The organism is Streptomyces sp. NPDC058008 (assembly GCF_042886395.1).
GTDB lineage: Bacteria > Actinomycetota > Actinomycetes > Streptomycetales > Streptomycetaceae > Streptomyces.
In genome coordinates this window covers 283,034-306,888 of record NZ_JBHVQX010000002.1, presented here as the reverse complement: position 1 = coordinate 306,888, position 23,855 = coordinate 283,034, and the positions used below count along the sequence as shown (strand labels likewise).

The 23,855-nt window shown below is 70.3% G+C and carries 23 protein-coding genes and 1 tRNA gene; 18 read left to right on the top strand and 6 right to left on the bottom strand.

Annotated elements, in window-relative coordinates; genetic code table 11:
* Positions 1-50 precede the first annotated feature (50 nt).
* Complete coding sequence (locus ACFVS9_RS03150) at positions 51-647, top strand: LytR C-terminal domain-containing protein (RefSeq protein WP_383115458.1); 597 nt, start codon at positions 51-53, stop codon at positions 645-647.
* 52 nt (positions 648-699) lie between these two features.
* Here the strand turns inward: ACFVS9_RS03150 and upp are convergent, their stop codons facing one another.
* Complete coding sequence (gene upp / locus ACFVS9_RS03145; protein ID WP_014155095.1) at positions 700-1,335, bottom strand: uracil phosphoribosyltransferase; 636 nt, start codon at positions 1,333-1,335, stop codon at positions 700-702.
* Positions 1,336-1,450: 115 nt separating this feature from the next.
* On the opposite strand from upp, the gene ACFVS9_RS03140 reads away from it, so the two are divergent.
* From ACFVS9_RS03140 to ACFVS9_RS03095, 10 genes are all read left to right on the top strand, one after another.
* Entirely contained in the window at positions 1,451-1,687 is a 237-nt protein-coding gene (locus ACFVS9_RS03140) for a hypothetical protein (RefSeq protein WP_383115442.1), read from the top strand.
* 273 nt (positions 1,688-1,960) lie between these two features.
* Positions 1,961-2,524, top strand: coding sequence for a hypothetical protein (locus ACFVS9_RS03135; protein ID WP_383115443.1), 564 nt, complete (start codon positions 1,961-1,963; stop codon positions 2,522-2,524).
* A gap of 81 nt (positions 2,525-2,605) precedes the next feature.
* Positions 2,606-3,034, top strand: a complete 429-nt coding sequence (gene tadA / locus ACFVS9_RS03130) for a tRNA adenosine(34) deaminase TadA (RefSeq protein WP_383115444.1) — start codon at positions 2,606-2,608, stop codon at positions 3,032-3,034.
* A 79-nt stretch (positions 3,035-3,113) separates the two neighbouring features.
* A tRNA-Ser gene (locus ACFVS9_RS03125) sits at positions 3,114-3,198 on the top strand.
* A 125-nt stretch (positions 3,199-3,323) separates the two neighbouring features.
* Complete coding sequence (locus ACFVS9_RS03120; protein ID WP_383115445.1) at positions 3,324-3,971, top strand: TetR/AcrR family transcriptional regulator; 648 nt, start codon at positions 3,324-3,326, stop codon at positions 3,969-3,971.
* A gap of 108 nt (positions 3,972-4,079) precedes the next feature.
* Positions 4,080-5,714: an MDR family MFS transporter gene (locus ACFVS9_RS03115; protein ID WP_389929800.1), complete on the top strand. Its 1,635-nt coding sequence runs from the start codon at positions 4,080-4,082 to the stop codon at positions 5,712-5,714.
* Between the two features lie 383 nt (positions 5,715-6,097).
* Positions 6,098-6,262, top strand: coding sequence for a hypothetical protein (locus ACFVS9_RS03110; RefSeq protein WP_014155101.1), 165 nt, complete (start codon positions 6,098-6,100; stop codon positions 6,260-6,262).
* 11 nt (positions 6,263-6,273) lie between these two features.
* Complete coding sequence (locus ACFVS9_RS03105) at positions 6,274-6,567, top strand: Dabb family protein (protein ID WP_383115446.1); 294 nt, start codon at positions 6,274-6,276, stop codon at positions 6,565-6,567.
* 186 nt (positions 6,568-6,753) lie between these two features.
* Complete coding sequence (locus ACFVS9_RS03100) at positions 6,754-7,611, top strand: RNA polymerase sigma factor SigF (protein ID WP_383115447.1); 858 nt, start codon at positions 6,754-6,756, stop codon at positions 7,609-7,611.
* A gap of 234 nt (positions 7,612-7,845) precedes the next feature.
* The gene (locus tag ACFVS9_RS03095) at positions 7,846-8,712 is read left to right on the top strand and encodes an RNA polymerase sigma factor SigF (protein ID WP_383115448.1); all 867 of its coding nucleotides are present in this window, start codon (positions 7,846-7,848) and stop codon (positions 8,710-8,712) included.
* Positions 8,713-8,969: 257 nt separating this feature from the next.
* On the opposite strand, the gene ACFVS9_RS03090 is transcribed toward ACFVS9_RS03095, so the two are convergent.
* Positions 8,970-9,185, bottom strand: a complete 216-nt coding sequence (locus tag ACFVS9_RS03090; RefSeq protein ID WP_033296881.1) for a hypothetical protein — start codon at positions 9,183-9,185, stop codon at positions 8,970-8,972.
* A 327-nt stretch (positions 9,186-9,512) separates the two neighbouring features.
* On the opposite strand from ACFVS9_RS03090, the gene ACFVS9_RS03085 reads away from it, so the two are divergent.
* From ACFVS9_RS03085 to ACFVS9_RS03065, 5 genes are all read left to right on the top strand, one after another.
* Complete coding sequence (locus tag ACFVS9_RS03085; protein ID WP_383115449.1) at positions 9,513-10,025, top strand: MarR family winged helix-turn-helix transcriptional regulator; 513 nt, start codon at positions 9,513-9,515, stop codon at positions 10,023-10,025.
* Positions 10,026-10,048: 23 nt separating this feature from the next.
* Positions 10,049-12,541, top strand: coding sequence for an MFS transporter (locus ACFVS9_RS03080; protein WP_383115450.1), 2,493 nt, complete (start codon positions 10,049-10,051; stop codon positions 12,539-12,541).
* Between the two features lie 185 nt (positions 12,542-12,726).
* The gene (locus ACFVS9_RS03075) at positions 12,727-13,542 is read left to right on the top strand and encodes a YceI family protein (RefSeq protein ID WP_383115451.1); all 816 of its coding nucleotides are present in this window, start codon (positions 12,727-12,729) and stop codon (positions 13,540-13,542) included.
* Between the two features lie 130 nt (positions 13,543-13,672).
* Positions 13,673-14,143, top strand: a complete 471-nt coding sequence (locus tag ACFVS9_RS03070; RefSeq protein ID WP_383115452.1) for a PPOX class F420-dependent oxidoreductase — start codon at positions 13,673-13,675, stop codon at positions 14,141-14,143.
* Between the two features lie 8 nt (positions 14,144-14,151).
* Entirely contained in the window at positions 14,152-15,090 is a 939-nt protein-coding gene (locus tag ACFVS9_RS03065) for an NAD(P)-dependent oxidoreductase (RefSeq protein WP_389929698.1), read from the top strand.
* Positions 15,091-15,130: 40 nt separating this feature from the next.
* On the opposite strand, the gene ACFVS9_RS03060 is transcribed toward ACFVS9_RS03065, so the two are convergent.
* The 4 genes from ACFVS9_RS03060 to ACFVS9_RS03045 all read right to left on the bottom strand — a co-directional run bounded on the left by ACFVS9_RS03060 (position 15,131) and on the right by ACFVS9_RS03045 (position 20,903).
* Positions 15,131-15,904, bottom strand: coding sequence for a TetR/AcrR family transcriptional regulator (locus ACFVS9_RS03060; RefSeq protein ID WP_389929696.1), 774 nt, complete (start codon positions 15,902-15,904; stop codon positions 15,131-15,133).
* 57 nt (positions 15,905-15,961) lie between these two features.
* Positions 15,962-17,482, bottom strand: coding sequence for an MFS transporter (locus tag ACFVS9_RS03055; protein WP_389929694.1), 1,521 nt, complete (start codon positions 17,480-17,482; stop codon positions 15,962-15,964).
* A 255-nt stretch (positions 17,483-17,737) separates the two neighbouring features.
* A complete protein-coding gene (locus ACFVS9_RS03050) occupies positions 17,738-20,020 on the bottom strand; it encodes a heterodisulfide reductase-related iron-sulfur binding cluster (RefSeq protein WP_389929693.1) in 2,283 nt (760 codons plus the stop codon).
* Between the two features lie 91 nt (positions 20,021-20,111).
* Positions 20,112-20,903 (bottom strand): sugar transferase, encoded by a 792-nt coding sequence (locus ACFVS9_RS03045; protein WP_389929691.1) that lies wholly within the window; start codon positions 20,901-20,903, stop codon positions 20,112-20,114.
* Positions 20,904-21,199: 296 nt separating this feature from the next.
* On the opposite strand from ACFVS9_RS03045, the gene dnaK reads away from it, so the two are divergent.
* Both dnaK and grpE read left to right on the top strand, forming a co-directional pair.
* Positions 21,200-23,053, top strand: coding sequence for a molecular chaperone DnaK (gene dnaK / locus ACFVS9_RS03040; protein ID WP_277333103.1), 1,854 nt, complete (start codon positions 21,200-21,202; stop codon positions 23,051-23,053).
* Positions 23,050-23,700 carry a nucleotide exchange factor GrpE gene (gene grpE, locus ACFVS9_RS03035; protein ID WP_383116948.1) on the top strand — a complete coding sequence of 217 codons (651 nt, stop codon included), beginning with the start codon at positions 23,050-23,052 and terminating at the stop codon, positions 23,698-23,700. Before dnaK ends, grpE begins: the two co-directional genes overlap by 4 nt.
* Positions 23,701-23,855 lie beyond the last annotated feature (155 nt).

The following is a 23,855-nucleotide window of genomic DNA, read 5'->3' as shown; positions in this document are numbered from 1 at the left end:
TCACCAGGTCGCACTACGCTGCGGCCATGAGCATGCTGACCCCTCCTGGCATGGGCGGAAAATACCGCATCACGGGTAACACGTACCCCCGCATGCGCCGCCCCCGTCACCGCCGCAAGCTGGTCCTCTCGGCGGCCTCCGCCGTGGTGGCCCTCGGCCTGGCCGGTTGGGGCACGCTCCAGATCGTCGACGTCTTCACCGGCGGCGACAAACAGGCCAGCGCGGCGGACCGGCCGAAGGCCTGCCCCTCGCCGAGCGCCTCCGTGGCCGCCAAGGTGCTCCCGAAGCCGGCGGCCATCAAGGTCAACATCTACAACGCGACGCCCCGCAGCGGCCTCGCGAAGGCCGCCGCGGACGAGCTGAAGAAGCGCGGCTTCGTCATCGGCAAGGTGGACAACGCCCCGGCCGCGTACGACAAGAAGGTGCCCGGCACCGGAATGCTGCTCGGCGGCCCGACGGCCATGAACGGCTCGTTCCCCGTGCTCTCCACCCAGCTGCCCGGGGCCACGCAGAAGACCGACGCCCGCAGCACGGCGGACGTCGATCTGATCATCGGTACGAAGTTCCAGGCGTTCAGCACCCCGGCCGCGGCCGCGACGGCGCTCACCGCCCTGACGGAACCGGCCCCGGCACCCCCCACCTGCTGACGCCCCTCGGACCGGCCCGGAACCACCCGGCCGGTCCGGGGCCCGCCGGGAATCAGTCGGCGGTGCCGTACATCCGGTCACCGGCGTCGCCGAGCCCCGGCACGATGTAACCGTTCTCGTTGAGCCGCTCGTCCACCGAGGCCGTGACCACGGTGACCGGCGTGCCGGCCAGCTCGCGCTCCATGACCTCGACGCCCTCGGGCGCCGCGAGCAGCACGACCGCGGTGACGTCGTCGGCGCCGCGCTTGATCAGCTCACGGATGGCCGCGACGAGCGTGCCGCCGGTGGCCAGCATCGGGTCCAGGACGTAGACCTGACGGCCGGAGAGGTCCTCGGGCATCCGTGTGGCGTACGTCTCCGCCTGGAGCGTCTCCTCGTTGCGGATCATGCCCAGGAAGCCGACCTCGGCGGTCGGGAGCAGCCGCACCATGCCGTCCAGCATGCCGAGCCCGGCCCGCAGGATCGGGACGACCAGGGGGCGCGGGTGCGACAGCTTCACACCGGTCGTGGGCGTCACCGGGGTCTCGATGTCGACCTGCTCGGTCCGCACATCCCGGGTGGCCTCGTACGCGAGGAGGGTGACCAGCTCGTCGGCGAGCCGCCGGAAGGTCGGGGAGTCGGTGCGCTTGTCGCGCAGGGTGGTGAGTTTGTGCGCCACCAACGGGTGGTCGACGACGTGGATCCGCATGCCGTCAACAGTAACCGGGCCCCGGACAGGCTTCCCGCCAGTCCGCACTGGCATCAAGCACCTGTTCGGAGGGAAGGTGGGTCCATACGGACCCAGGCTTGGGGTGGTGTGTCGATTGCCCGACGGGGAGCAGCGGAATCAGCGGCAGGCCGGACGCGACGCGCGCGACCTGCCCGACGCTCAGGAGAACGCGCCGGACGCGCAGGAGAGTGAAGCGGCGCGCCGGAGGCGCAGGGCGCAGTTCCTCCGTGAGCTCCACGAGGCGAAGCAGCTGCGCGACCGCGTGCAGCCGCGACGCGCCCGCGCGGCCCGTATGCGCCAACAGATGCGGATGCGTACGTTCCGCTGGTGAGAGCCCCCTTCCGGGGTGGCCGGGCCCCCGGCGCGGGAGTGCGCGGGAGCACCATCGGCGGACACGCACTCGGGTAACTGATGCCGACGCAACGGCCGAAGAGGTCTCGCATCGCGCTCGTTTCTGCCACGATGCCGATTGGGCGGGGCGCAGAGCAGCCGGACGACCGGCTGCCCTCCCGTCGGACCGATTCGCTAGGGACTTCCGTTCGGATCACGCGAGCAGCCCAGCATGATCCGGACGCGATGCCCTGAGACCAGTGGGAGAGTCACGGTGTACTTCGCCGCACTGCTCGCGCGCACCGAAGACGGGTGGGAAGCGAGCGACACGGAGCTCGACGATGTGGAGACCCTGTCCGACCTGACCGATCTGGCCCGTGAGGCCTCGGTGGACGAGGACACGGTCCTGGTCTACATCGAGCAGGAGGACGCCTGGTTCGGCGTCGTCCGGGTGGACGGTGAGGAGGACCCCCGTATCTACGTCTCGGACGCGTCCGCAGCCGCCCGCTCCTCGTACGGGGAGATCCTGCTCACCGATGAGATGCTCGGCCGCGAACCGGGGGCCGAGGACGAGATCGCCGCACTCGAGGAGCTCGTGGACCTCGACGGTACGGAGGACGGCGAGCCCGACGGAGCCCAGGACAGCGCCGGCACCGCTGTCACCGAACCCGATCCGGATCACGACCCCGACGCCGTACCGGCGGGGCCGCTCGGCGATCTCGGGGTCCTCGCCGACCTCGGACTGTCCGAGAAGGATCTGCTGACCCTGCGCACCGACGCACTGGTGGAGATCGCGGACGCGCTCGGCGCGGCCGAGGTCCTGGAGGCCGTCCGTTAGGGTCCGCGGGTGAACCAGCCCTCACCCGGACCCTCCTCACCGCCTCCCTCCGATCCCGTGCGGGACCCGTGGCAGGCATCCATGCGCCAAGCCCTGGACGAGGCCGCGCAGGCGGCGTCGGCCGGCGATGTGCCGGTCGGCGCCGTCGTCCTCGGCCCGGACGGCTCCCTGATCGCCGCCGGGCACAATGAACGTGAGGCGACCGGCGACCCGACCGCCCACGCCGAGGTGCTCGCGCTGCGCCGCGCCGCCGCCGCCCTCGGCTCCTGGCGGCTGACCGGCTGCACCTTGGTCGTCACCCTGGAGCCGTGCACGATGTGCGCGGGCGCACTCGTGCAGTCCCGGATCGGCCGGGTGGTCTACGGGGCGCGCGACGAGAAGGCCGGCGCCGCCGGTTCGCTCTGGGACGTCGTGCGCGACCGCAGGCTCAACCACCGCCCCGAGGTGATCCACGGCGTCCTGGAGGACCTCTGCGCGGACCTGCTGACCAGGTTCTTCCGCGAACGCTGAGGCCTCCGAGCGAGCGCTGCGGCCCGTCGCAGGGAAACGGATTTCGGACCAGGGCCCGGCATGGTCTAAGCTCTCTCTCGGTAGCGTGTCCGAGCGGCCGAAGGAGCTCGCCTCGAAAGCGAGTGTGGGGAAACTCACCGAGGGTTCAAATCCCTCCGCTACCGCAGATGGATGAAGGGGCAGACCGGAGACGGTCTGCCCCTTCTCTGCGTTCCGGGCCGGTTTCCGCGCCCCGCGCCCCGCGCCCCATTCATCAAATAATTTTGCAGGGTGTGCATCTTTGCCTACTATGCACGATGTGGCGAAGACGACGACCTCCGGACCCGGGCTGCGGGAGCGCAAGAAGCAGGCCACCCGCAGGGCCATCGCCGAGGCCGCCGTCCGGCTCGCCGCCGAGCACGGTGTCGAGAACGTCACCGTCGAGAGCATCAGCGAGGCAGCCGGCGTCTCACCCAGGACGTTCTTCAACTACTTCCCCAGCCACGACGACGCGTTCGTCATGGTCGACGACGAAGTCGGCGAGCGGATCAGGGAGTCCGTGCGCGGTGCCCCCGCCGACCGGCCGCCGCTCGACGCCGTACGTGACGCCCTCGTCGCCGAACTCGACGGATTCGAGAGCCGCAAGGAGCTGTGGACCCTCCAGTCCAAGGTGCTCCAGCGGTCCCCGCACCTCATCCACCGCGGCCTGAAGGCGCATGTGGCGGAGGAGCGGGCCCTCGCCGACGCCATCACCGACCGGCTCGACGCCACCCGCCCGGACGCCCACGGGCCGCCCGGGGCCGGCGTCTTCCCGCGGCTTCTCGCCGCCGTCGCCCAGACCGCCCTGCGGGTCGCCGTCGAGCACTGGTGCGAGCACCCCGGCGAGACCGTACTCGCAGAGGTCTTCCAGGACGTCTTCGCCCAGCTGGCGCAAGGCCTCCCCCGGCCGCCTGCCTAAACCCGCGCGCCGCCGGTGGCCGTTCCGCGCACCGATCCCTGTTCTGCTCCAGTACCGAAGAAGGACACCGTGACCGCAACCGAGGCGTCCGAACAGACGCCCACCTCCATGTCGAACAAGCAGATACTCCAGGCCATGTCCGGCCTGATGGCCGGCATGTTCGTCGCCATCCTCGCGGGCACGGTCGTCGCCAACGCCCTGCCGCGGATCATCGCCGACCTGGGTGCGAGCCAGTCCTCGTACACCTGGGTCGTGACGTCCGAGCTGCTCGCCATGACGGCCACCGTGCCGCTGTGGGGCAAGCTCGCCGACCTGTTCAACCAGAAGCTGCTGCTCCAGCTCTCGCTCAGCCTGTTCGTGGTCGGCTCCCTGGTGGCCGGCTTCTCGCAGGACGTCGTGACCCTGATCGTCAGCCGCATCATCCAGGGCGTCGGCGCCGGTGGTCTGACGGCGCTGGCCCAGATCGTGATGGCCGCGATCATCCCGCCCCGCCGGCTCGGCAAGTACGCGGGCATCTTCGGCGCGGTCTTCGCCGTCGGCACGGTCGCCGGTCCGCTGATCGGCGGTGTCCTCGTGGACACCTCGTGGCTCGGCTGGCGCTGGTGCTTCTTCATCGGTGTCCCGTTCGCTCTGGCCGGGATCGTGCTGCTCCAGCGCACCCTGAAGCTGCCGACCGTGCGCCGCGAGGTCAGGATCGACTGGCTGGGCGCCTTCCTGATCGTCTCCGGCGTCTGCGCGCTGCTGATCTGGACGTCCCTCGCGGGCAACAGCTTCGACTGGGCCTCCTGGCAGACGGCCGCCCTGGTGATCACCGGTGTGGTGCTCCTGGGAGCGGCGGTCTTCGTCGAGTCCGGGGCCGCGGAGCCGATCATCCCGCTGGACATCTTCCGCAACCGCACGGTGTCGCTCACGACCCTGGCGAGCTTCTTCGTCGGTATCGCGATGTTCGCCGGAACCGTGTTCCTGTCCCAGTACTTCCAGATCTCGCTGGGCAAGACCCCGACCGTCGCGGGGCTCATGAGCCTCCCGCTGATCGGTGGCCTGCTGGTCTCCTCGACCGTCGCCGGGCAGATCATCTCGGCGACCGGCAAGTGGAAGATCTACCTCATCTCGGGTGCCGTCGTCATGACGGCGGGCCTCGGCCTGCTCTCCACCATCGACGCCGACACGCACTTCGGGCTGCTCAGCGTCTACATGGCGTTCATGGGCATCGGCGTCGGCATGCTGATGCAGAACCTCGTGCTCGCCGCGCAGAACGACGTCCCCGCGCACGAACTCGGTGCCGCGACCTCGGTGCTGTCCTTCTTCCGCAGCCTCGGCGGCACCATCGGCACCAGCGTGCTCGGAGCGATCCTCGCCAACCGGGTGGCCAGCGAGATCTCCAAGGGCCTCACGGAGAACGGGATTCCGGTGTCCGGCGGCGGACACGGCAGCGCCGTGCCCGACATGACCAAGCTGCCCGAGCCGATGAAGACCATCGTCGAGCAGGCGTACGGTGTCGCGACCGGCGATCTCTTCCTCATCGCCACCCCGTTCGCCTTCCTCGGGCTCATCGCGGTGCTCTTCATCAAGGAGAAGCCCCTCAAGACGACGAGCGGCATGGAGCGGCTGGCGGCGGAGGACGCCGCGGTGGCGGACGCCGTCACCGTCCCGGCGTCCCGCAGCGGCGCGGCCACCGCCCCTGAGGACAGCGCCCCCGGCACCACCGGCACCACAGGCGCCACCGGCCTGCGGAAGGACTGACCTCCCGGAACGGCACGAAGGGCCCGGCGCGGGGAAGCGCCGGGCCCTTCGGACGTGAGGTCGGGGGAAGCGGCATCGGGGGGACAAGCCGCTTCCCCCGGTGAGAACGGGGACCGGAGGTCCTCTCCGCGGTCAGGGGGAAGTCACGCGGTGGGGACCTCGTGGAGGTCCCGTTCCTCGGCCCGCGCATTCCTGCCGGTACGGCGGGTCCACCCACCATCCTGCCCCCTGGCGTAAGCCGCGCCCACCGACAAAGGGCCCGAATCGACGGGTCCTTCGACCCTAAAAGCCGCATCAGTGATCGGAAACGGCCAGCGGACACGGGCGTACGTGCGGCTAGAATCACCCGACTGCACAGGTGATCGAAGGGGAGGGGCGGGGCTGTGGTGCAAGCGAGGAAGATCGCGCTCTACATGATTGTGGTCTTCGTGCTGTACACGATCATCACCTCTCCCGAGCGGAGCGCCGACCTCGTCCAAATAGGGTTCGAGGGTGTCTCGAGCGCCGCTCAGGGCGTCGGGGACTTCATGTCCGAGCTCGTGAAGTAGGAGAACCGCCCATGATCCGCCACCTGGTCCTGTTCAAGCTGAACGACGGTGTCGAGCGGGACGATCCGCGGGTCGTCGCGGGCGCGGAGGCCTTCCGGGAGCTGGGCGGGAAGATCCCCGAGCTGGAGTTCTGGGAGTGCGCCTGGAACATCACCGACCGGCCGATCGCGTACGACTTCGCCATCAACTCGGCGGTCGCCGACCAGGACGCGCTCAAGCGGTACGTCGAGCACCCCGAGCACCAGGCCGCGGCCGGCCAGTGGCGCGCGTTCGCCACTTGGGTGATCGCCGACTACCCCTTCTGATCCCTCCGGGCCTCCGGCCCGTCGGCCCCTCCCCTACAGGAGAGGGGCCTTTTTTGCATGTTTAAACCAAAACACCCCCAACACGACACTATGCGGTGCTTGCACACAGTGGACATGTCTTGTGATGCTATGACCGCTTTTGACGGATGAGTTGACCGTAGTTGACCGCAAAGGGGTGGCGACACCGTGCCGGCCAGTACAGCGCCTCAAGTCCCGCCCCAGAACGTCCAGACGGACGACATCCAGACCGAGACCCCCGACCCCGCGGCGCCCGCCAGGACCCGGGGCGCGGACACCAGGGCCCTGACCCAGGTGCTGTTCGGGCGGCTCAAGGACCTCGAACCGGGCACCTCCGAGCACCACAGGGTGCGCACCGCGCTGATCGAGGCGAACCTGCCGCTCGTACGGTACGCGGCGGCCCGCTTCCGCAGCCGCAACGAGCCGATGGAGGACGTGGTCCAGGTCGGCACCATCGGCCTGATCAACGCCATCGACCGCTTCGACCCGGAGCGGGGCGTCCAGTTCCCCACGTTCGCCATGCCCACCGTGGTCGGGGAGATCAAGCGCTACTTCCGGGACAACGTACGGACCGTGCACGTGCCGCGGCGGCTGCACGAGCTCTGGGTGCAGGTCACCGGGGCGACGGAGGACCTGACGACCGCTCACGGGCGCTCACCCACCACCGCCGAGATCGCCGAGCGCCTGAAGATCTCCGAGGAGGAGGTGCTGGCCTGCATCGAGGCCGGGCGCTCGTACCACGCGACCTCGCTGGAGGCGGCCCAGGAAGGTGACGGGCTGCCAGGACTCCTGGACCGGCTCGGCTACGAGGACCCCGCGCTCGCCGGGGTCGAACACCGCGACCTGGTACGGCATCTGCTCGTCCAGCTGCCGGAGCGCGAGCAGCGGATCCTGCTGCTGCGCTACTACAACAACCTGACGCAGTCCCAGATCAGTGCCGAACTGGGCGTCTCCCAGATGCATGTGTCAAGGCTTCTGGCCCGAAGCTTCGCCCGACTGCGGTCAGCAAACAGGATCGAAGCGTAATCAGAACGGGTAGACCCCGAAAAGAGCGAATCCGGGAGCCCAAAAGGCGTACACCCCCTGTTTCCTGCGCGGTTCCGGCGCTGACTTGTCGACTTGTCACTACAGCGTGTTGCCGACATGTGACATTCTGCTGGAACCGCGTTTGCCGCAGCCCCACCTCCGGTATTCAGGTGGAGGCTGCGTTCCTCCGATGGTCGTGGCCACCGCGACCGTCCGCGACCTCAAGGGGGTGGCATGTCCGCAGAACAGGGCAGCTCGAAGGTGCTCACGCTCACGAAGAGCGTGCCGGCACCTCCCGTGCTCACCAGCTCGCCGGAAGCCATCGATACCCGCACGCTGTCCCGCTCCCTGTTCCTGCGGCTCGCCGCTCTGGGTCCCGCCCCGGGCCCCGGCGTCACGGACAGCCCCGAGCGGGCCTACGTGCGGGACACGCTCATCGAGCTCAACCTCCCGCTGGTGCGGTACGCGGCGGCACGTTTCCGCAGCCGCAACGAGCCGATGGAGGACATCGTCCAGGTCGGGACGATCGGCCTGATCAAGGCGATCGACCGCTTCGACTGCGAACGGGGCGTGGAGTTCCCCACGTTCGCCATGCCGACGGTCGTGGGGGAGATCAAACGCTTCTTCCGCGACACCTCGTGGTCGGTGCGGGTGCCGCGCCGGCTCCAGGAGCTGCGGCTCGCCCTCACCAAGACCAGCGACGAGCTCGCCCAGAAGCTGGACCGCTCGCCGACCGTTCCGGAGCTGGCCAAGGCGCTCGGGGTCTCCGAGGAGGACGTGGTCGACGGCCTGGCCGTGGGCAACGCCTACACGGCCTCCTCGCTGGACTCGCCCTCCCCCGAGGACGACGGCGGCGAGGGATCGCTGGCGGACCGCCTGGGGTACGAGGACGCGGCGCTGGAAGGCGTCGAGTACCGCGAGTCGCTGAAGCCGCTGCTGGCCAAGCTCGCCCCGCGCGAGCGGCAGATCATCATGCTGCGCTTCTTCGCCAACATGACGCAGTCGCAGATCGGCGAGGAGGTCGGCATCTCGCAGATGCACGTCTCCCGGCTGCTGACCCGGACGCTCACCCAGCTCAGGGAGGGGCTCATCGCCGACTGACCCCGAGGGGTCCGGACGGCCACGGCTCGCCGGCCGCCGGGGCGGCACGATCGCACGCCCCGGCGGCCTCGCCGTGTCCGGCCCTCTCGCCGCGCGGCAGGGGCGCCCGGGCGGCCTCCGGGGAGCACGCGGACGCTCCCGCACCGGCGGGCGGTACGGGAGCGGTGGGCGGGGCGGCGTACACGCGCACGTGGACGCCTGGCGGGCCCCAGGCCCCCGGGAAGGGGGCGGCGGGGCCGGCCGGTGACGCGGGACGGTCAGCCGAGCGCGAGCCAGGCGACCGCGCCCAGGACCACGATGACCGCGACGACGGCCACGATCACCCCGGTCTTGGGTCCGGACGAGGTCGCGGCGGGCTGCTGCCTGCGCTGCGGCTCGCCCTCGTCGACAAACGCGCGGAACATCTGCGTGCTGCCCGCCGGGTCGTGAGTGCCCTCGGGGCCCGGCTGCGGGGCGTGGGGGTTGTGTGCCATGGTCCAGGACCCTAGCGAACCCCGGCGTTCCGCCCAACCCCCGGGCCTGCGGCGGGCGATGCCGCTCCCGCCCGCACGGGTGCGCCCCACCGCTCCGCCGGGGCGGCGGGCACCGCCTCCACCGGCCCGTTCCCGGCCCCGGGCCCCGTGACGAGGAACACACCCAGGGCGGCCCACCCGCCCTGCGCTGCACGCTTGACCGGGCCCCTACGCAGGCTTTTGCGTTCCTTTACTTCTGCAAGCCCCATTTCGTTTGCCTGCGGCAACCAACTGCTTCTATCGTTGCCCTAAGCAACAAGATGACCTCGCGAGACGCCTGGAGGGTCGGTGGCAGCACGGAGCCAGTACGAAGAACTGGCCCGGCAGCTCAGCGCCGTCGGAGCCGTCAAGCGGGGGCTCGTCCGCATCCTGCCCGCCGAGTGCCCCGGCGGCTCGGCCGGCGTGCTGACGCTGCTGGCCAAGTACGGCGAGATGCGGATCACCCGGCTTGCCGAACTCCTGGCCGTGAACATGTCGGTGACCAGCCGTCATGTGACGCACGCGGTGGAGAACGGCTGGGTCGAGCGGTTCCCGGACCCGGCGGACAAGCGGTCCCGCATCCTGCGGCTGACCCCCGCGGGTGAGCAGCTGCTCGACGAGCTGACCCGGCGGACCACCGAAATGTTCGCCCACAACCTCATCGACTGGTCCGACGAAGAAGTCGGACAGCTCAACTCGTTGTTGTCCCGGCTGCGCGACAGCTTCTCCTGCCGCGGCTCCGGAGGGTGCGCCCCCGGGAAGCACAGCGGCGACTGCCGCGCCGGGCACTCCGACGATTCGCACACCCGTACACCCGTGTAACAGAAGCAAAGACAAGGATTTAAATGGCTACGACCACACCATCCGGTGTGCGGGGCGGCCACGCCAAGCACGGGGCTGTCGAAGCCCCCGCAGGCACGCCGATGACACACCGGCAGATCATGGAAGCGCTGACCGGGCTGCTGCTCGGCATGTTCGTCGCGATCCTTTCGTCGACGGTCGTCTCCAACGCCCTGCCGGAGATCATTTCCGACCTCGGCGGCGGTCAGAGCGCCTACACCTGGGTCGTGACGGCCTCGCTGCTGGCCATGACCGCCACCACCCCGCTGTGGGGCAAGCTCGCGGACCTGTTCAGCAAGAAGCTGCTGGTCCAGATCGCCCTGCTCATCTACGTCGGCGGCTCCATAGTCGCCGGCCTGTCGACCAGCAGCGGCATGCTCATCACCTGCCGCGTGGTGCAGGGCATCGGCGTCGGCGGTCTCTCCGCCCTCGCCCAGATCGTCATGGCCGCGATGATCTCCCCGCGCGAGCGCGGCCGCTACAGCGGCTACCTCGGCGCGGTCTTCGCCGTCGCCACCGTCGGCGGCCCGCTGCTCGGCGGTGTCATCACCGACACCAGCTGGATGGGCTGGCGCTGGTGCTTCTACGTGGGTGTGCCGTTCGCGGTCATCGCCCTGATCGTGCTCCAGAAGACCCTGAAGCTCCCCGTGGTCAAGCGCCAGGTCAAGGTCGACTGGTCCGGCGCCTTCTTCATCAGCGCCGCGGTCTCGCTGCTGCTGCTCTGGGTGACCTTCGCGGGTGACAAGTACGACTGGATCTCCTGGCAGACCTGGACCATGCTCGGCGGCACCGTCGCGCTCATAGGGCTGTTCCTGCTGATCGAGTCGAAGGCCAGCGAGCCGATCATCCCGCTGCGCCTCTTCCGCAACCGCACCATCACCCTGGCCTCCGCGGCCTCGCTGTTCGTCGGTATCGCGATGTTCGCGGGCACCGTCTTCTTCAGCCAGTACTTCCAGCTGGCGCGGGACAAGTCGCCGACGATGTCCGGCGTCATGACCATCCCGATGATCGCCGGCCTCTTCCTGTCCTCGACCGTGTCGGGCCAGGTGATCACCAAGACGGGCCGCTGGAAGGCCTGGCTGGTCACCGGTGGCTTCCTGGTCACCGCGGGCCTCGGACTGCTGGGCACCATCCGGTACGACACCGAGTACTGGCACATCGCGATCTTCATGTTCGTGATGGGCCTCGGCGTCGGCATGATGATGCAGAACCTGGTGCTCGCCACGCAGAACCAGGTGGCCCCGGCCGACCTGGGTGCGGCCAGCTCCGTCGTGACGTTCTTCCGTTCCCTCGGTGGTGCGATCGGCGTCTCGGCGCTGGGCGCCGTCCTGGGCAACCGCGTCACCCACTACGTCAAGGAAGGCCTCGCCGACCTCGGCCCCGAGGGCGCGGCGTTCGGCCACGGCGGAACGGGCGGCGGGGGCATCCCCGACCTGGACAAGCTCCCCGCGCCGTTCCGCACCGTCATGGAGGTCGCCTACGGCCACGGTGTCGCCGACGTCTTCCTGTACGCCGCGCCCGCCGCGCTGGTCGCCTTCGTCCTGACCCTCTTCATCAAGGAGGTCGCCCTGAAGACGAGGGCCGGGAACGACACCGCGCCGGCCGAGGTGGCCGCCGCGACGGAGTCCGTCGAGGCCACCACCGCCACCGCGCTGGTCGCCGAGGGCACGGCCGGGGTCACCTCGGTCGGCACCCCCGACGGGACCACCGCCACCGGGGAACAGACCGTCCAGGGCACTCCCGTACGCGGTGTGGTGCGGGGCGCCGAGGGCGCACCCGTCGCCCGCGCCGCCGTCACGCTGATCTCGCTGGGCGGCCGGCAGCTGGGGCGCTCCGTCGCCCAGGCCGACGGCGGCTACGTCCTGGACGCCCCGGGCTCCGGCTCGTACGTCCTGATCGCCTCCGCCGACGGCTTCCAGCCGCAGGCGTCCACGGTGGTCGTCGGCGACGAACCGCTGGCCTTCGACATCCTGCTCGCCGGTACGAGCGGTCTCTCCGGGACCGTCCGCACCTCCGAGGGCAGCACCCCTGTCCAGGGCGCCATGGTCGTCGTGACCGACGTGCGCGGCGACGTACTGGCCACGGGCGTCTCCGGCGACACCGGTGAGTTCACCTTCGGTGAGCTGATCCCCGGCTCGGTCACCGTCGCCGTCACGGCCGCGGGCTTCCGCCCGCTGGCCCTGCCGGTGGAGGTCGCGGGCCAGGGCGTCACCCGGATCGACGTGGCCCTGCAGTCCGGCGCGCTGCTCCAGGGCGTCATCAGGGCCGGCTCCGGCCGGGCACCGCTGAACGACGCCCGGGTCACGCTGATCGACGCGGCCGGCAACGTGGTCGCCACGTCGACGACCGGGGAGGACGGCGCGTACGCCTTCGCCGACCTGGACGCCGGTGAGTACTCCGTGATCGCGACCGGCTACCCGCCGGTGGCCGGCTCGCTGACCGTGAGCGGCGGCGGGGTCGACGGTCACGACATCGAGCTCGCCCACCCGGGCGAGTAGGACCGGCCGGAAGATTCACAAAGACCCCTGGCGGGACAGCGCTTCGAGCGGAGAGGCTGTGTCCGCCGGCGGAAATGGGCCCCGTGGCGGGAACGGCAGGCAGGGGACGGCCTGCCGATCCCGCCCCGGGGCCCGACTCATTGAGTCGCTGGAGCACCAGTGATTCGAGCAAGGAGAGAACACGGATGGGACTTCGCGCACAGGTACGGACGCGGGACGGCTGGGCCGTCCAGCACGCGGTCGTGACGGTGACCGACATGACGGGCACCCAGGTGCTCCGTGCCGCAGCCGACGAGGACGGGGCCGTGCGCACCGACGATCTCCTCCAGGCCGGTGCGTACACGGTGATCGTCACGGCCGTGGGCTACGCCCCCGCCGCGTCCACCGCGCTCGTCACGGCCAGCGGCCGGGTCGAGGCCGGGACCGTCGTACTGGCCAGGCAGGGCGGCGTGGAGCTGCCGCCTCCGGGCACCTGGTCGCTCGACCCCGTGCACTCCTCGGTGGCCGCCGTCGCACAGCACCTGGGCATCTCCAGCGTGCACGGCCGGTTCACGGAGTTCGGCGGCCGTATCGAGATCGCCGAGGACGTCCGGAACTCCCGCGTCGAGGCGCTCATCTCCGCCTCCAGCATCGACACGGGCAACGCCATGCGGGACAAGCACCTGCGCTCGGCGGACTTCCTGGACGTGGACACCCACCCGGAGCTCAGCTACCGCTCACGGGCGCTGACCCCCGCCGGGCCCGACCGCTGGACGGTGCACGGTGTGCTCACCATGCGCGGCGTCGCGCGGGACATCGACCTCGACCTCAGCTACCTGGGCACCGGCCCCGACCCGTGGGGCGGGGTGCGCGCGGCCTTCCACGCCACGGCCGAGCTGCGGCGCGACGACTTCGCCATGAACTACAACCAGGTGCTCCAGGCGGGCATCTCCGCCATCGGCACGACCCTGCGCGTGGAGCTCGACATCCAGGCGGTCCAGGGCGACGCCCTGCCCTCGTAGGCACGTCCGGCACCGGCGGAGCGCCTCCGCCCCGGGAGGGGGCCGGGGACGGAGGCGCACCGGGCCCGCGCGGGCCGGGGGCCGTCCCCGAACCGGCCCGGTGCCGGGGAGAGACCCTAGGGTTGGCCGTATGGCACCCAACATCGCGACCAACACCACCGTGGAACTCGGCGAACTGCTGGACTTCGTCCGGCCCAGGCACCGGGCGATCCTGCTGACCACCCGGTCCGACGGCCGCCCCCAGGGCTCCCCGCTCACCTGCGGCGTCGACGACGCCGGGCGGATCGTCGTCTCCACCTACCCCGAACGGGCCAAGACCCGTAACGCCAAGCGGGACGAGCGGGTGAGCGTGATCGTCCTGTCGGACGACTGGAACGGCCCCTGGGTCCAGGTCGACGGCTCGGCCGAGGTGATCGACGCACCGGATTCCGTCGAGCCCCTCGTCGAGTACTTCCGCACCATCTCCGGTGAGCACCCGGACTGGGACGAGTACCGGGCGGCGATGCTCAAGCAGGGCAAGTCCCTCATCCGGATCACCCCGGAGCGCTGGAGCCCCGTCGCCACCGGGGGCTTCCCCGCCCACCTGGCCGGCGGCAGCTGACCGCACCGATGACGCCGCCCCGCCCGGGCCCGCTCACGCGGGCCCGCCTCGTCGTCTCCCCGTCTGTGGGCCCCGCCGTGGTCCGTGAGCTGGAACGGATCACCGGGCGACCGGCCGGACCGGCCGGGGCCGACGGCCCCTTCGTGTACGTGGGCGACTCCCTGCCGGAGCCGCTGCGGACGCCCCGGCTGCTGTGGTTCCACAGCGTCAACGCCGGTACGGACGCGCTGCTCGCCGCCGGTGCCTGGCCCCGAGAGGCCCTGCTGACACGGACCGTGGGGCGGATGGGCGAGCGGATCGCCCAGTACACGCTGGCCTGGGTGCTCGCCGAGTGCCAGTCCGTCCCGGAGCACACCGCACAGCACTCCAGAACACAGTGGCAGCGGCTTCCGTCCGAGCTCGCCGCGGGACGGACCGCCGTCGTCCACGGCACCGGACGCATCGGTTCCGCGGTCGCCGGTCTGCTGAGCGCCTGCTCCCTGCGCACGGTGGGCGTGGCCCGCACCGCCCGTGCCGCACCGGCGGGCTTCGACCGGGTGGTCCTGGCCGGTTCACGTGAGGAGACCGCGGAGCTGGGGCGCGCCCGGTGGGTGGTGTCCACCCTGCCCCTGACGGACGCGACGGAGCGTTTCTACGACGGCCCCAGGTTCGCCGCGATGCGGGGCGCCACCTTCGTCAACGTGGGCCGCGGCGCAACCGTGGACATGACGGCGCTGGAGACCGCCCTGCGCGACGGGGCGGTGCGCGGGGCCGTGCTCGACGTCCTGCCCGACGAACCCGCAGGACCCGCCGACCGCGCCTGGCGGCTGCCGCGCACGGTGATCACCTCGCACTCGGCCGGCATCACGGCCGACGAGGACGTCGTCACCGACTTCGCGGCGTGCTGGGAAGCGGTCTCCGAAGGGCGTACGCCCGCGCTGGCGGTCGACGTCGGGCGCGGGTACTGAGCCCTGGGCACGGGCTGGGCGCCGGGCCGGGAGGCGCCTGCTACGCGTGGCGCTCCGCGCGTTCGCGCATCGCTTCGATGCCGGCGATCAGGAGGTCCAGCGCGAACACGAAGTCCCGCTCGCGCATCTCCTCCACCGTGTCCCCGCCGCGCGCCTCCATCAGGCTCTCCGAGGGCCGCATCATCCTGCTGAGCTCGGGGTCCGCGCGGATCGTGCCCATCGCCTGCCGGAAGTACTCGTCCTGGGTGAGTCCGGCCTCGGCGGTGCGCTGCACGAAGTGGCCCTCGATCGTGCCGAACCCGTAGACGAACTGGAAGACGGCCGACGTCGCTCCCGTCCGGTTCGCCAGCGGCAGCCCGGTGGCCCGGACGGCGTCCTGGACGGCGTACGAGAAGAGCATCGAGTGCGGGCCGATGTTGAGGAAGCCGCCGATCAGCGTGGACACCCAGGGATGACGGACCAGCATCCTCCGGTAGCTGGTGGCCAGTGCGCGCAGCCGGTCACGCCAGCCGGCGTCGTCCGGGGCCGCCGGAATCTCGCCGAAGACCGTGTCCAGGGCGAGTTCCAGCAGGTCGTCCTTGGTGTCGACGTACCAGTAGAGGGACATGGCCGTGACGTCGAGCTCGGCGGCGAGGCGCCGCATGGAGAACTTCGCGAGGCCGTCCGCGTCCAGGAGCCGGACGCTCGCCGCCGTGATCCTGTCCCGGTCGAGACCGGCCGGCTGCTCGGCCTTCCGGGAGCGTGAAGGGGTGCGCCGGTCCAGCCACACACTGCCTCTGGAAGGGTTCTTCACCCGGTCTGCCGCGGACCCCATGGCACACGCTCCTTCGCTTGCGGTGGCACTCCTGCGTACCGGCACCCCTGTCCGATGCTATGCCCGTACCCCGGGGGCGCGGTCCGCTCGCGCGCGCTCCGCCCTCCTCAGCAGGAACGCGGCCAGCAGCCCGCCGGCCAGGACCGCGACCGCGCCCACCAGTTGGCTGGTCTCCAGGCCCGCCGCGAAGGCGTCCCTGAGGTGAGCGCGCTCCACCGCCCCGTCCGCCGCCGCCAGTGCGGCGGGCAGCGATGCCGCCCCGACGGCGGCCGGCACGAGCGCGGTGAAGCGGGAGTTGAGCACGGCGCCCAGCACCGCGACCCCGAGCCCGTTGCCGAACTCGGCGAGCGTGCCGTTCACCCCGGCTCCCACCCCTGCCTTCTCGGGCGGGATGGCACTCATGATCGCGTTGGCCATCGCGGGCATGGCGAGGGCGATCCCGGCACCCATGACGACCAGTCCGAGCAGCATCCCGCCGTATCCGCGTCCGCCCAGCAGCGCGATGGCGCCGAGCCCCGCCGACAGCAGGCACATCCCGACCGCGATGGTCGCGGGCGTCCCCATCCGCGGGATCAGGCGCGCGCCGAGGCCGGTGAGGTTGAGCGCGACGACGGTGAGCGCGAGCGGAGCCGTGCGCAGCCCCGCCTCCAGCGGCCCGTATCCGAGGACGAACTGGAGGTGCTGGGTGAGCAGGAAGAGCGAACCCGTCATCCCGAAGGCGACGAGGACGGCGCCGGCCACCGCGCCGGTGAACCGCTGGTCGCGGAAGAAGCGCATGTCCAGCATGGGGTGGGGGACATGGAGCTCCCACAGGACGAACCCGGTGAGGACGGCGGCCCCGGCGAACGCGGTCAGCAGGACCTGGCCGGAGCCCCAGCCGTGCTCGGGGCCGGAGATGATCGCGTAGACGACGGCGGTCATACCGAGCGTGGAGAGCAGCGCGCCGGCCAGGTCGGGGCGGTCACCGCCGGCGTTCTTCGACTCGGGGACGAGCCGGACGACCGCGATCAGTCCGACGACCGCCACGGGGATGTTGACCAGGAAGATCGCACCCCACCAGAAGTGGTCGAGCATCGCCCCGCCGAGCAGCGGACCGGCCGCGAAACCCAGGGAGCTGACGGTGGACCAGATACCGATGGCCTTCACGCGCTCGGTGTCGTCGAAGATCTGCACCACGACCGCGAGGGTGGTCGTGATCAGCAGCGCGCCTCCGACGCCCATACCGGCGCGGGCGGCGATCAGTTGCCCCGAGGTCTGCGAGAGCCCCGCGACCAGCGAGCCGGCGCCGAACACGGCGAGGCCCGCGACCAGCATCCTCTTCCGGCCGTAGCGGTCGGACGCGCTGCCCGCGGTGAGCAGAAGTCCGGACTGGACGAGGGAGTACGCGTTGATCATCCACTGCACATCGGCGGTGGAGGCGCGCAGTTCCGTGGTGAGTGAGGGGATCGCGACGTTCAGGACGGTGTTGTCGAGCAGCACGGTGAGCTGGGCGAGGCAGATGACCCCGAGGATCAGCCAGCGCCGCGCGTGGGCGCCTCCGGGGGCGAGATCGTTCTGCTCGGCGGCGGTCGCCGTCATGCGGACTCCTGGTTCCGGTGCGCTCGTACGGTGTACAGGACATGTCCCGTACACCGTAAGGCATCCCTTGTACGTCGTACAGCAGGCGCACGCCGGGAGTGCGGCAGGGGGGGGGGGGGCCCGGGAGGCCGACGCGGCCCCCCGCCCGCCCCCCCCCGCCCCCCCGCCCGCTTCCGTGACGGGAGACAGCTGACGGGAGGCAGCTGACGGCGGGCGCCGGGTCCGACGGCTGAGGCGGACAGCCGGCGGACGTGGCTACTGGACGGGTTCCGGCTCCGGCCGGCCGGCCCGCTCCTCGTCGCCCGTGGGGTCCGCGGGTGTCTTCACCGACTCCAGGAGCAGCTGCGACACGTCCACGACCTGCACCGACTCCTTGGCCTGGCCGTCGTTCTTCTTGCCGTTGACCGAGTCCGTCAGCATGACGAGGCAGAACGGGCACGCCGTGGAGACGATGTCCGGGTTGAGCGAGAGGGCCTCGTCGACGCGCTCGTTGTTGATGCGCTTGCCGATCCGCTCCTCCATCCACATCCGGGCCCCGCCGGCGCCGCAGCAGAAGCCGCGTTCCTTGTGGCGGTGCATCTCCTCGTTCCGCAGACCCGGGACCTTGGCGATGATCTCGCGCGGGGGCGTGTAGATCTTGTTGTGGCGGCCCAGGTAGCAGGGGTCGTGGTACGTGATCAGGCCCTCGACCGGCGTCACCGGGATCAGCTTGCCCTCGTCCACCAGGTGCTGGAGCAGCTGCGTGTGGTGGATGACCTCGTACTCGCCGCCGAGCTGCGGGTACTCGTTCGCGATGGTGTTGAAGCAGTGCGGGCAGGTGGCGACGATCTTCTTCGCCGACTTCGCCTTCCTGGCCGGGCCGCCCTCCTCCTCGTCGCCCGGGGCGGGCTCGCCGAACGCCATGTTCAGCATCGCGACGTTCTCCTGGCCGAGCTGCTGGAACAGCGGCTCGTTGCCGAGGCGGCGGGCGGAGTCACCCGTGCACTTCTCGTCGCCGCCCATGATCGCGAACTTGACGCCCGCGATGTGGAGGAGCTCCGCGAAGGCCTTCGTCGTCTTCTTGGCGCGGTCCTCCAGGGCGCCGGCGCAGCCGACCCAGTAGAGGTAGTCGACCTCGCTGAGGTCCTCGACGTCCTTGCCGACGATCGGGACCTCGAAGTCGACCTCCTTGGTCCACTCGACGCGCTGCTTCTTGGCGAGCCCCCAGGGGTTGCCCTTCTTCTCCAGGTTCTTGAGCATCGTGCCCGCCTCGGATGGGAACGCGGACTCGATCATCACCTGGTAGCGGCGCATGTCGACGATGTGGTCGATGTGCTCGATGTCGACCGGGCACTGCTCCACGCACGCACCGCAGGTGGTGCAGGACCACAGCACGTCCGGGTCGATGACGCCGTTCTCCTCGAGCGTCCCGATGAGCGGGCGCGCGGCCTCCGCGAGGGCGGCCGCGGGGACGTCCGCGAGCTGCTCCGCGGTGGCCTTCTCCTCGCCCTCCATGTCCTTGCCGCCGCCGGCCAGCAGGTACGGGGCCTTGGCGTGCGCGTGGTCGCGCAGGGACATGACCAGGAGCTTGGGCGAGAGCGGCTTGCCCGTGTTCCACGCCGGGCACTGCGACTGGCAGCGTCCGCACTCGGTGCACGTGGAGAAGTCGAGGATGCCCTTCCAGGAGAACTGCTCGACCTGGGAGACGCCGAAGGTGTCGTCCTCGCCCGGGTCCTCCCAGTCGATCTCCTTGCCGCCGCTGGTCATCGGCTGGAGGGCGCCGAGCGCGACCTCGCCGTCGGCGTTCCGCTTGAACCAGATGTTCGGGAAGCCGAGGAAGCGGTGCCAGGCGACACCCATGTTGGTGTTGAGGGAGACCGTGATCATCCAGATCAGCGAGGTGCCGATCTTGATCATCGCGGTGAGGTAGACGAGGTTCTGGAGCGTGCCGACCGCGAGGCCCTTGAAGGCGAGCACCAGGGGGTACGACACGAAGTACGCGGCCTCGTAGCCCTGGACGTGGTGGATCGCGCCCTCGAGGCCGCGCAGGGCCAGGATCGCCAGGCCGATGACGAGGATGACGTACTCGACGAAGTACGCCTGCCAGGCCTTGGAGCCGGCGAAGCGTGACTTGCGGCCGGCGCGGGAGGGCAGGTTCAGCAGCCGGATGGCCATCAGCGTGACGATGCCGAGCACGGTCATGATGCCGATGAACTCGATGTACATCTCGAACGGCAGCCAGCCGCCGATCACCGGCAGGACCCAGTCGGCCCGGAAGAGCTGTCCGTACGCCTGGAGCAGCGTCGGCGGCAGGGTCAGGAAGCCGATGGCGACGAACCAGTGGGCGAAGCCGACGATCCCCCACCGGTTCATCCGGGTGTGGCCGAGGAACTCCTTGACCAGGGTGATCGTGCGCTGCTTGGGGTTGTCGGTGCGGCTGCCTGCCGGAACCGGCTGTCCAAGGCGGACGAACCGGTAGATCTGCGCGACGGCTCGGGCGATGAGCGCAACGCCGACGACAGTCAGCACCAGCGACACGATGATCGCGGCGAGTTGCATGTGGGGCTCCTCGGGCCTGCGAGGGTGGGATCCAGCGCGTACAAGCGATTACTAAGCAGTAACTTAATCAGTCTGTGCTGACACTATCCACTTATTCCGCCACGCTGAAGCCGGGCAGTCGGTGATCTGTGTCGCTCAGGTGAGCCTTTCCCGGGCGTCGCCGTCCACGCACCGCCGCCCGCAGGGGGATGCGTACGGATTGCGCCAGGATCACCAGGTCGAGCCGCGTCCCATGATGCTCTGCGTAGTGCGCGTCGAGGAGGGCGGGTTCGTCCCAGGGCATTCCCGAGCGGGCGCGCACCTGGGCCAGGCCCGTCAGGCCCGGCCTGAGGGCCTGCCGCCAGCGCCCGTCCGCGGGTCCGAGCCGCGCGGCCTCGTCCGGGGTGAGGGGGGCGGGGCCGACCAGGGAGAGGTCTCCGCGCACGACGTGGGGCAGCCGGGAGAGCAGGTCGAGGCGGTAGCGCCTCGTGCCCAGCGAGCGGAGCTCGAAGAGGTGGCCGCCCAGGCCGACCCGGTCCTCACGCCTCAGTACGCCCGCCGGGCCGCGGGGCGGCCGGAGGGCGAGGGTGAGGGCGGCGACCACGAGCGCCGGGCCCACCAGGAGAAGGAGGGTTGAACCGAGCAGCAGGTCCAGGGTCCGCTTGACCGTCATCGCCGCCAGGGCGCCCGCGAGGCGGCGGAGGGCCATGGCCCCCATGAGGCGCCAGACGGCCACCGTCCGTGCGAGGCGCCGGCCCGCCGTGGTCTCCGTGAGCCGGCGGGCCGCCGCGGCCGCGGGCGCGGGGACGCGGGTGCGGGGGGCGACGACGCCGGACGCCCCGCCCATCGTCGGTGCGGCGGGGCGCCGTTTCCCTCGTGCCGCAGTCTGCTTCGCGTTCCGCATTGCACCTGCCCGGAGTCGGTGACGTGACGGTTTGACCGTCTCGATGCATTTTGTGACAGAACGATCCCACGGTGCGATGGTGGGAGGGGCGCGTGTGACGCGCAGCGCAGGGCAGGTGTCGCGGGATCCCGGCCGCCCCGGCGGGTCTCTTTCACTCCGCAATTACGGAGAACGCCTGCTCAGAGCAGGTGTGAGCACATAAGTTGAGCGTAAGTGGCTCAGGTCCTTTGACTCCGGGGTGGGTGTCATGCATCCTTGAGTCAGATCCACTCAAGTAGTCAGTTGGAGGAATTGAAATGGCACGTGCGGTCGGCATCGACCTGGGCACGACTAACTCCGTCGTCAGCGTTCTCGAAGGCGGCGAGCCCACCGTCATCACCAACGCCGAAGGCGCCAGGACCACGCCGTCCGTCGTCGCCTTCGCCAAGAACGGCGAGGTGCTCGTCGGCGAGGTCGCGAAGCGCCAGGCGGTCACCAACGTCGACAGGACGATCCGTTCGGTCAAGCGCCACATGGGCACTGACTGGAAGATCGAGATCGACGGCAAGAACTTCAACCCGCAGCAGATGAGCGCCTTCATCCTGCAGAAGCTGAAGCGCGACGCCGAGTCCTACCTGGGCGAGAAGGTCGCCGACGCGGTGATCACCGTCCCGGCGTACTTCAACGACTCGGAGCGCCAGGCGACCAAGGAGGCCGGTGAGATCGCGGGCCTGAACGTCCTGCGCATCGTCAACGAGCCGACCGCCGCCGCGCTGGCGTACGGCCTCGACAAGGACGACCAGACGATCCTCGTCTTCGACCTCGGTGGCGGCACCTTCGACGTGTCCCTCCTGGAGATCGGCGACGGCGTCGTCGAGGTGAAGGCCACCAACGGTGACAACCACCTCGGTGGTGACGACTGGGACCAGCGGGTCGTCGACTACCTGGTGAAGCAGTTCGCCAACGGGCACGGCGTGGACCTGTCCAAGGACAAGATGGCTCTCCAGCGTCTCCGCGAGGCCGCGGAGAAGGCCAAGATCGAGCTCTCGTCCTCGACCGAGACCACGATCAACCTGCCCTACATCACGGCGTCCGCCGAGGGCCCGCTGCACCTGGACGAGAAGCTCACGCGCTCGCAGTTCCAGCAGCTGACCGCGGACCTCCTGGACCGCTGCAAGAACCCGTTCCACAACGTCATCAAGGACGCGGGCATCCAGCTCTCCGAGATCGACCACGTCGTTCTCGTCGGTGGCTCCACCCGCATGCCGGCCGTCGCCGAGCTCGTCAAGGAGCTCACGGGCGGTCAGGACGCCAACAAGGGTGTGAACCCGGACGAGGTCGTCGCCATCGGCGCCTCGCTCCAGGCCGGTGTCCTCAAGGGCGAGGTCAAGGACGTCCTGCTCCTCGACGTGACCCCGCTGTCCCTCGGCATCGAGACCAAGGGAGGGATCATGACGAAGCTCATCGAGCGCAACACCACGATCCCGACCAAGCGCTCCGAGATCTTCACGACGGCCGAGGACAACCAGCCGTCCGTGCAGATCCAGGTCTACCAGGGCGAGCGCGAGATCGCGGCGTACAACAAGAAGCTCGGGATGTTCGAGCTCACCGGTCTGCCGCCGGCCCCGCGTGGCGTGCCGCAGATCGAGGTCGCGTTCGACATCGACGCCAACGGCATCATGCACGTCGCCGCCAAGGACCTCGGCACCGGCAAGGAGCAGAAGATGACCGTCACCGGCGGCTCCTCGCTGCCGAAGGACGAGGTCAACCGGATGCGCGAGGAGGCCGAGCAGTACGCCGACGAGGACCACCGTCGTCGCGAGGCCGCCGAGTCGCGCAACCAGGGCGAGCAGCTCGTCTACCAGACGGAGAAGTTCCTCAAGGACAACGAGGACAAGGTCCCCGGCGACGTGAAGACGGAGGTGGAGACCGCGCTCACCGAGCTGAAGGAGAAGCTCAAGGGCGAGGACACCGCCGAGATCCGCACCGCCACCGAGAAGGTCGCGGCCGTCTCCCAGAAGCTGGGCCAGGCGATGTACGCCAACGCCCAGTCCGAGGGTGCGACGCCGGGTGCCGAGGCGCCGGGCGACGGTCAGGCCAAGGCCGACGACGACGTCGTCGACGCCGAGATCGTGGACGACGAGAAGGACACCAAGGGCGGTGCGGCGTGACCGAGGAGACTCCGGGCTTCGACGAGAAGCCTGACGTCCCTTCCGGCGCCAACTCCGACGACGTCGAGCCGAAGGCCGCCACCCCCTCCGAGGAGGAGGCGGCGGCCCCGGCCGGGGACGTACAGCAGACAGCGGCCCTGACGGCCCAGCTGGACCAGGTCCGCACCGCGCTCAACGAGCGCACGGGCGACCTCCAGCGGCTCCAGGCCGAGTACCAGAACTACCGCCGCCGCGTCGAGCGCGACCGGGTGATGGTCAAGGAGGTCGCGGCCGCGGGTCTCCTGACCGAGCTCCTGCCGGTGCTCGACGACGTCGGCCGGGCCCGGGAGCACGGCGAGCTCGTCGGCGGCTTCAAGTCGGTGGCCGAATCCCTGGAGACGGTCGTCGCGAAGCTGGGCCTCCAGCAGTTCGGCAAGGAGGGCGAGCCCTTCGACCCGACGATCCACGAGGCCCTGATGCACTCGTACGCGCCGGACGTCACCGAGACGACCTGCGTGGCGATCCTGCAGCCCGGGTACCGCATCGGGGAGCGCACCATCCGCCCCGCGCGGGTGGCCGTGGCCGAACCGCAGCCGGGGGCCACGCCCGCGGCGGCGAAGGAAGAGAAGGCAGACGACGAGGAGAGCGGTGGCACCGAAGAGGTCTGACATCCCGTCCGACCACTGCGGTGAACACCGACGGGGCGTGGGGGCGGCCACCGCGCGCCCCCCCCCCCCCCCCCGGGGGCCAGGGGGTGGGGGCAGTAGAACAAGAAGAAAAAAGGTGAAGGGAGCGAAAAAAAAGAGAGGAGGCCGACCACCAC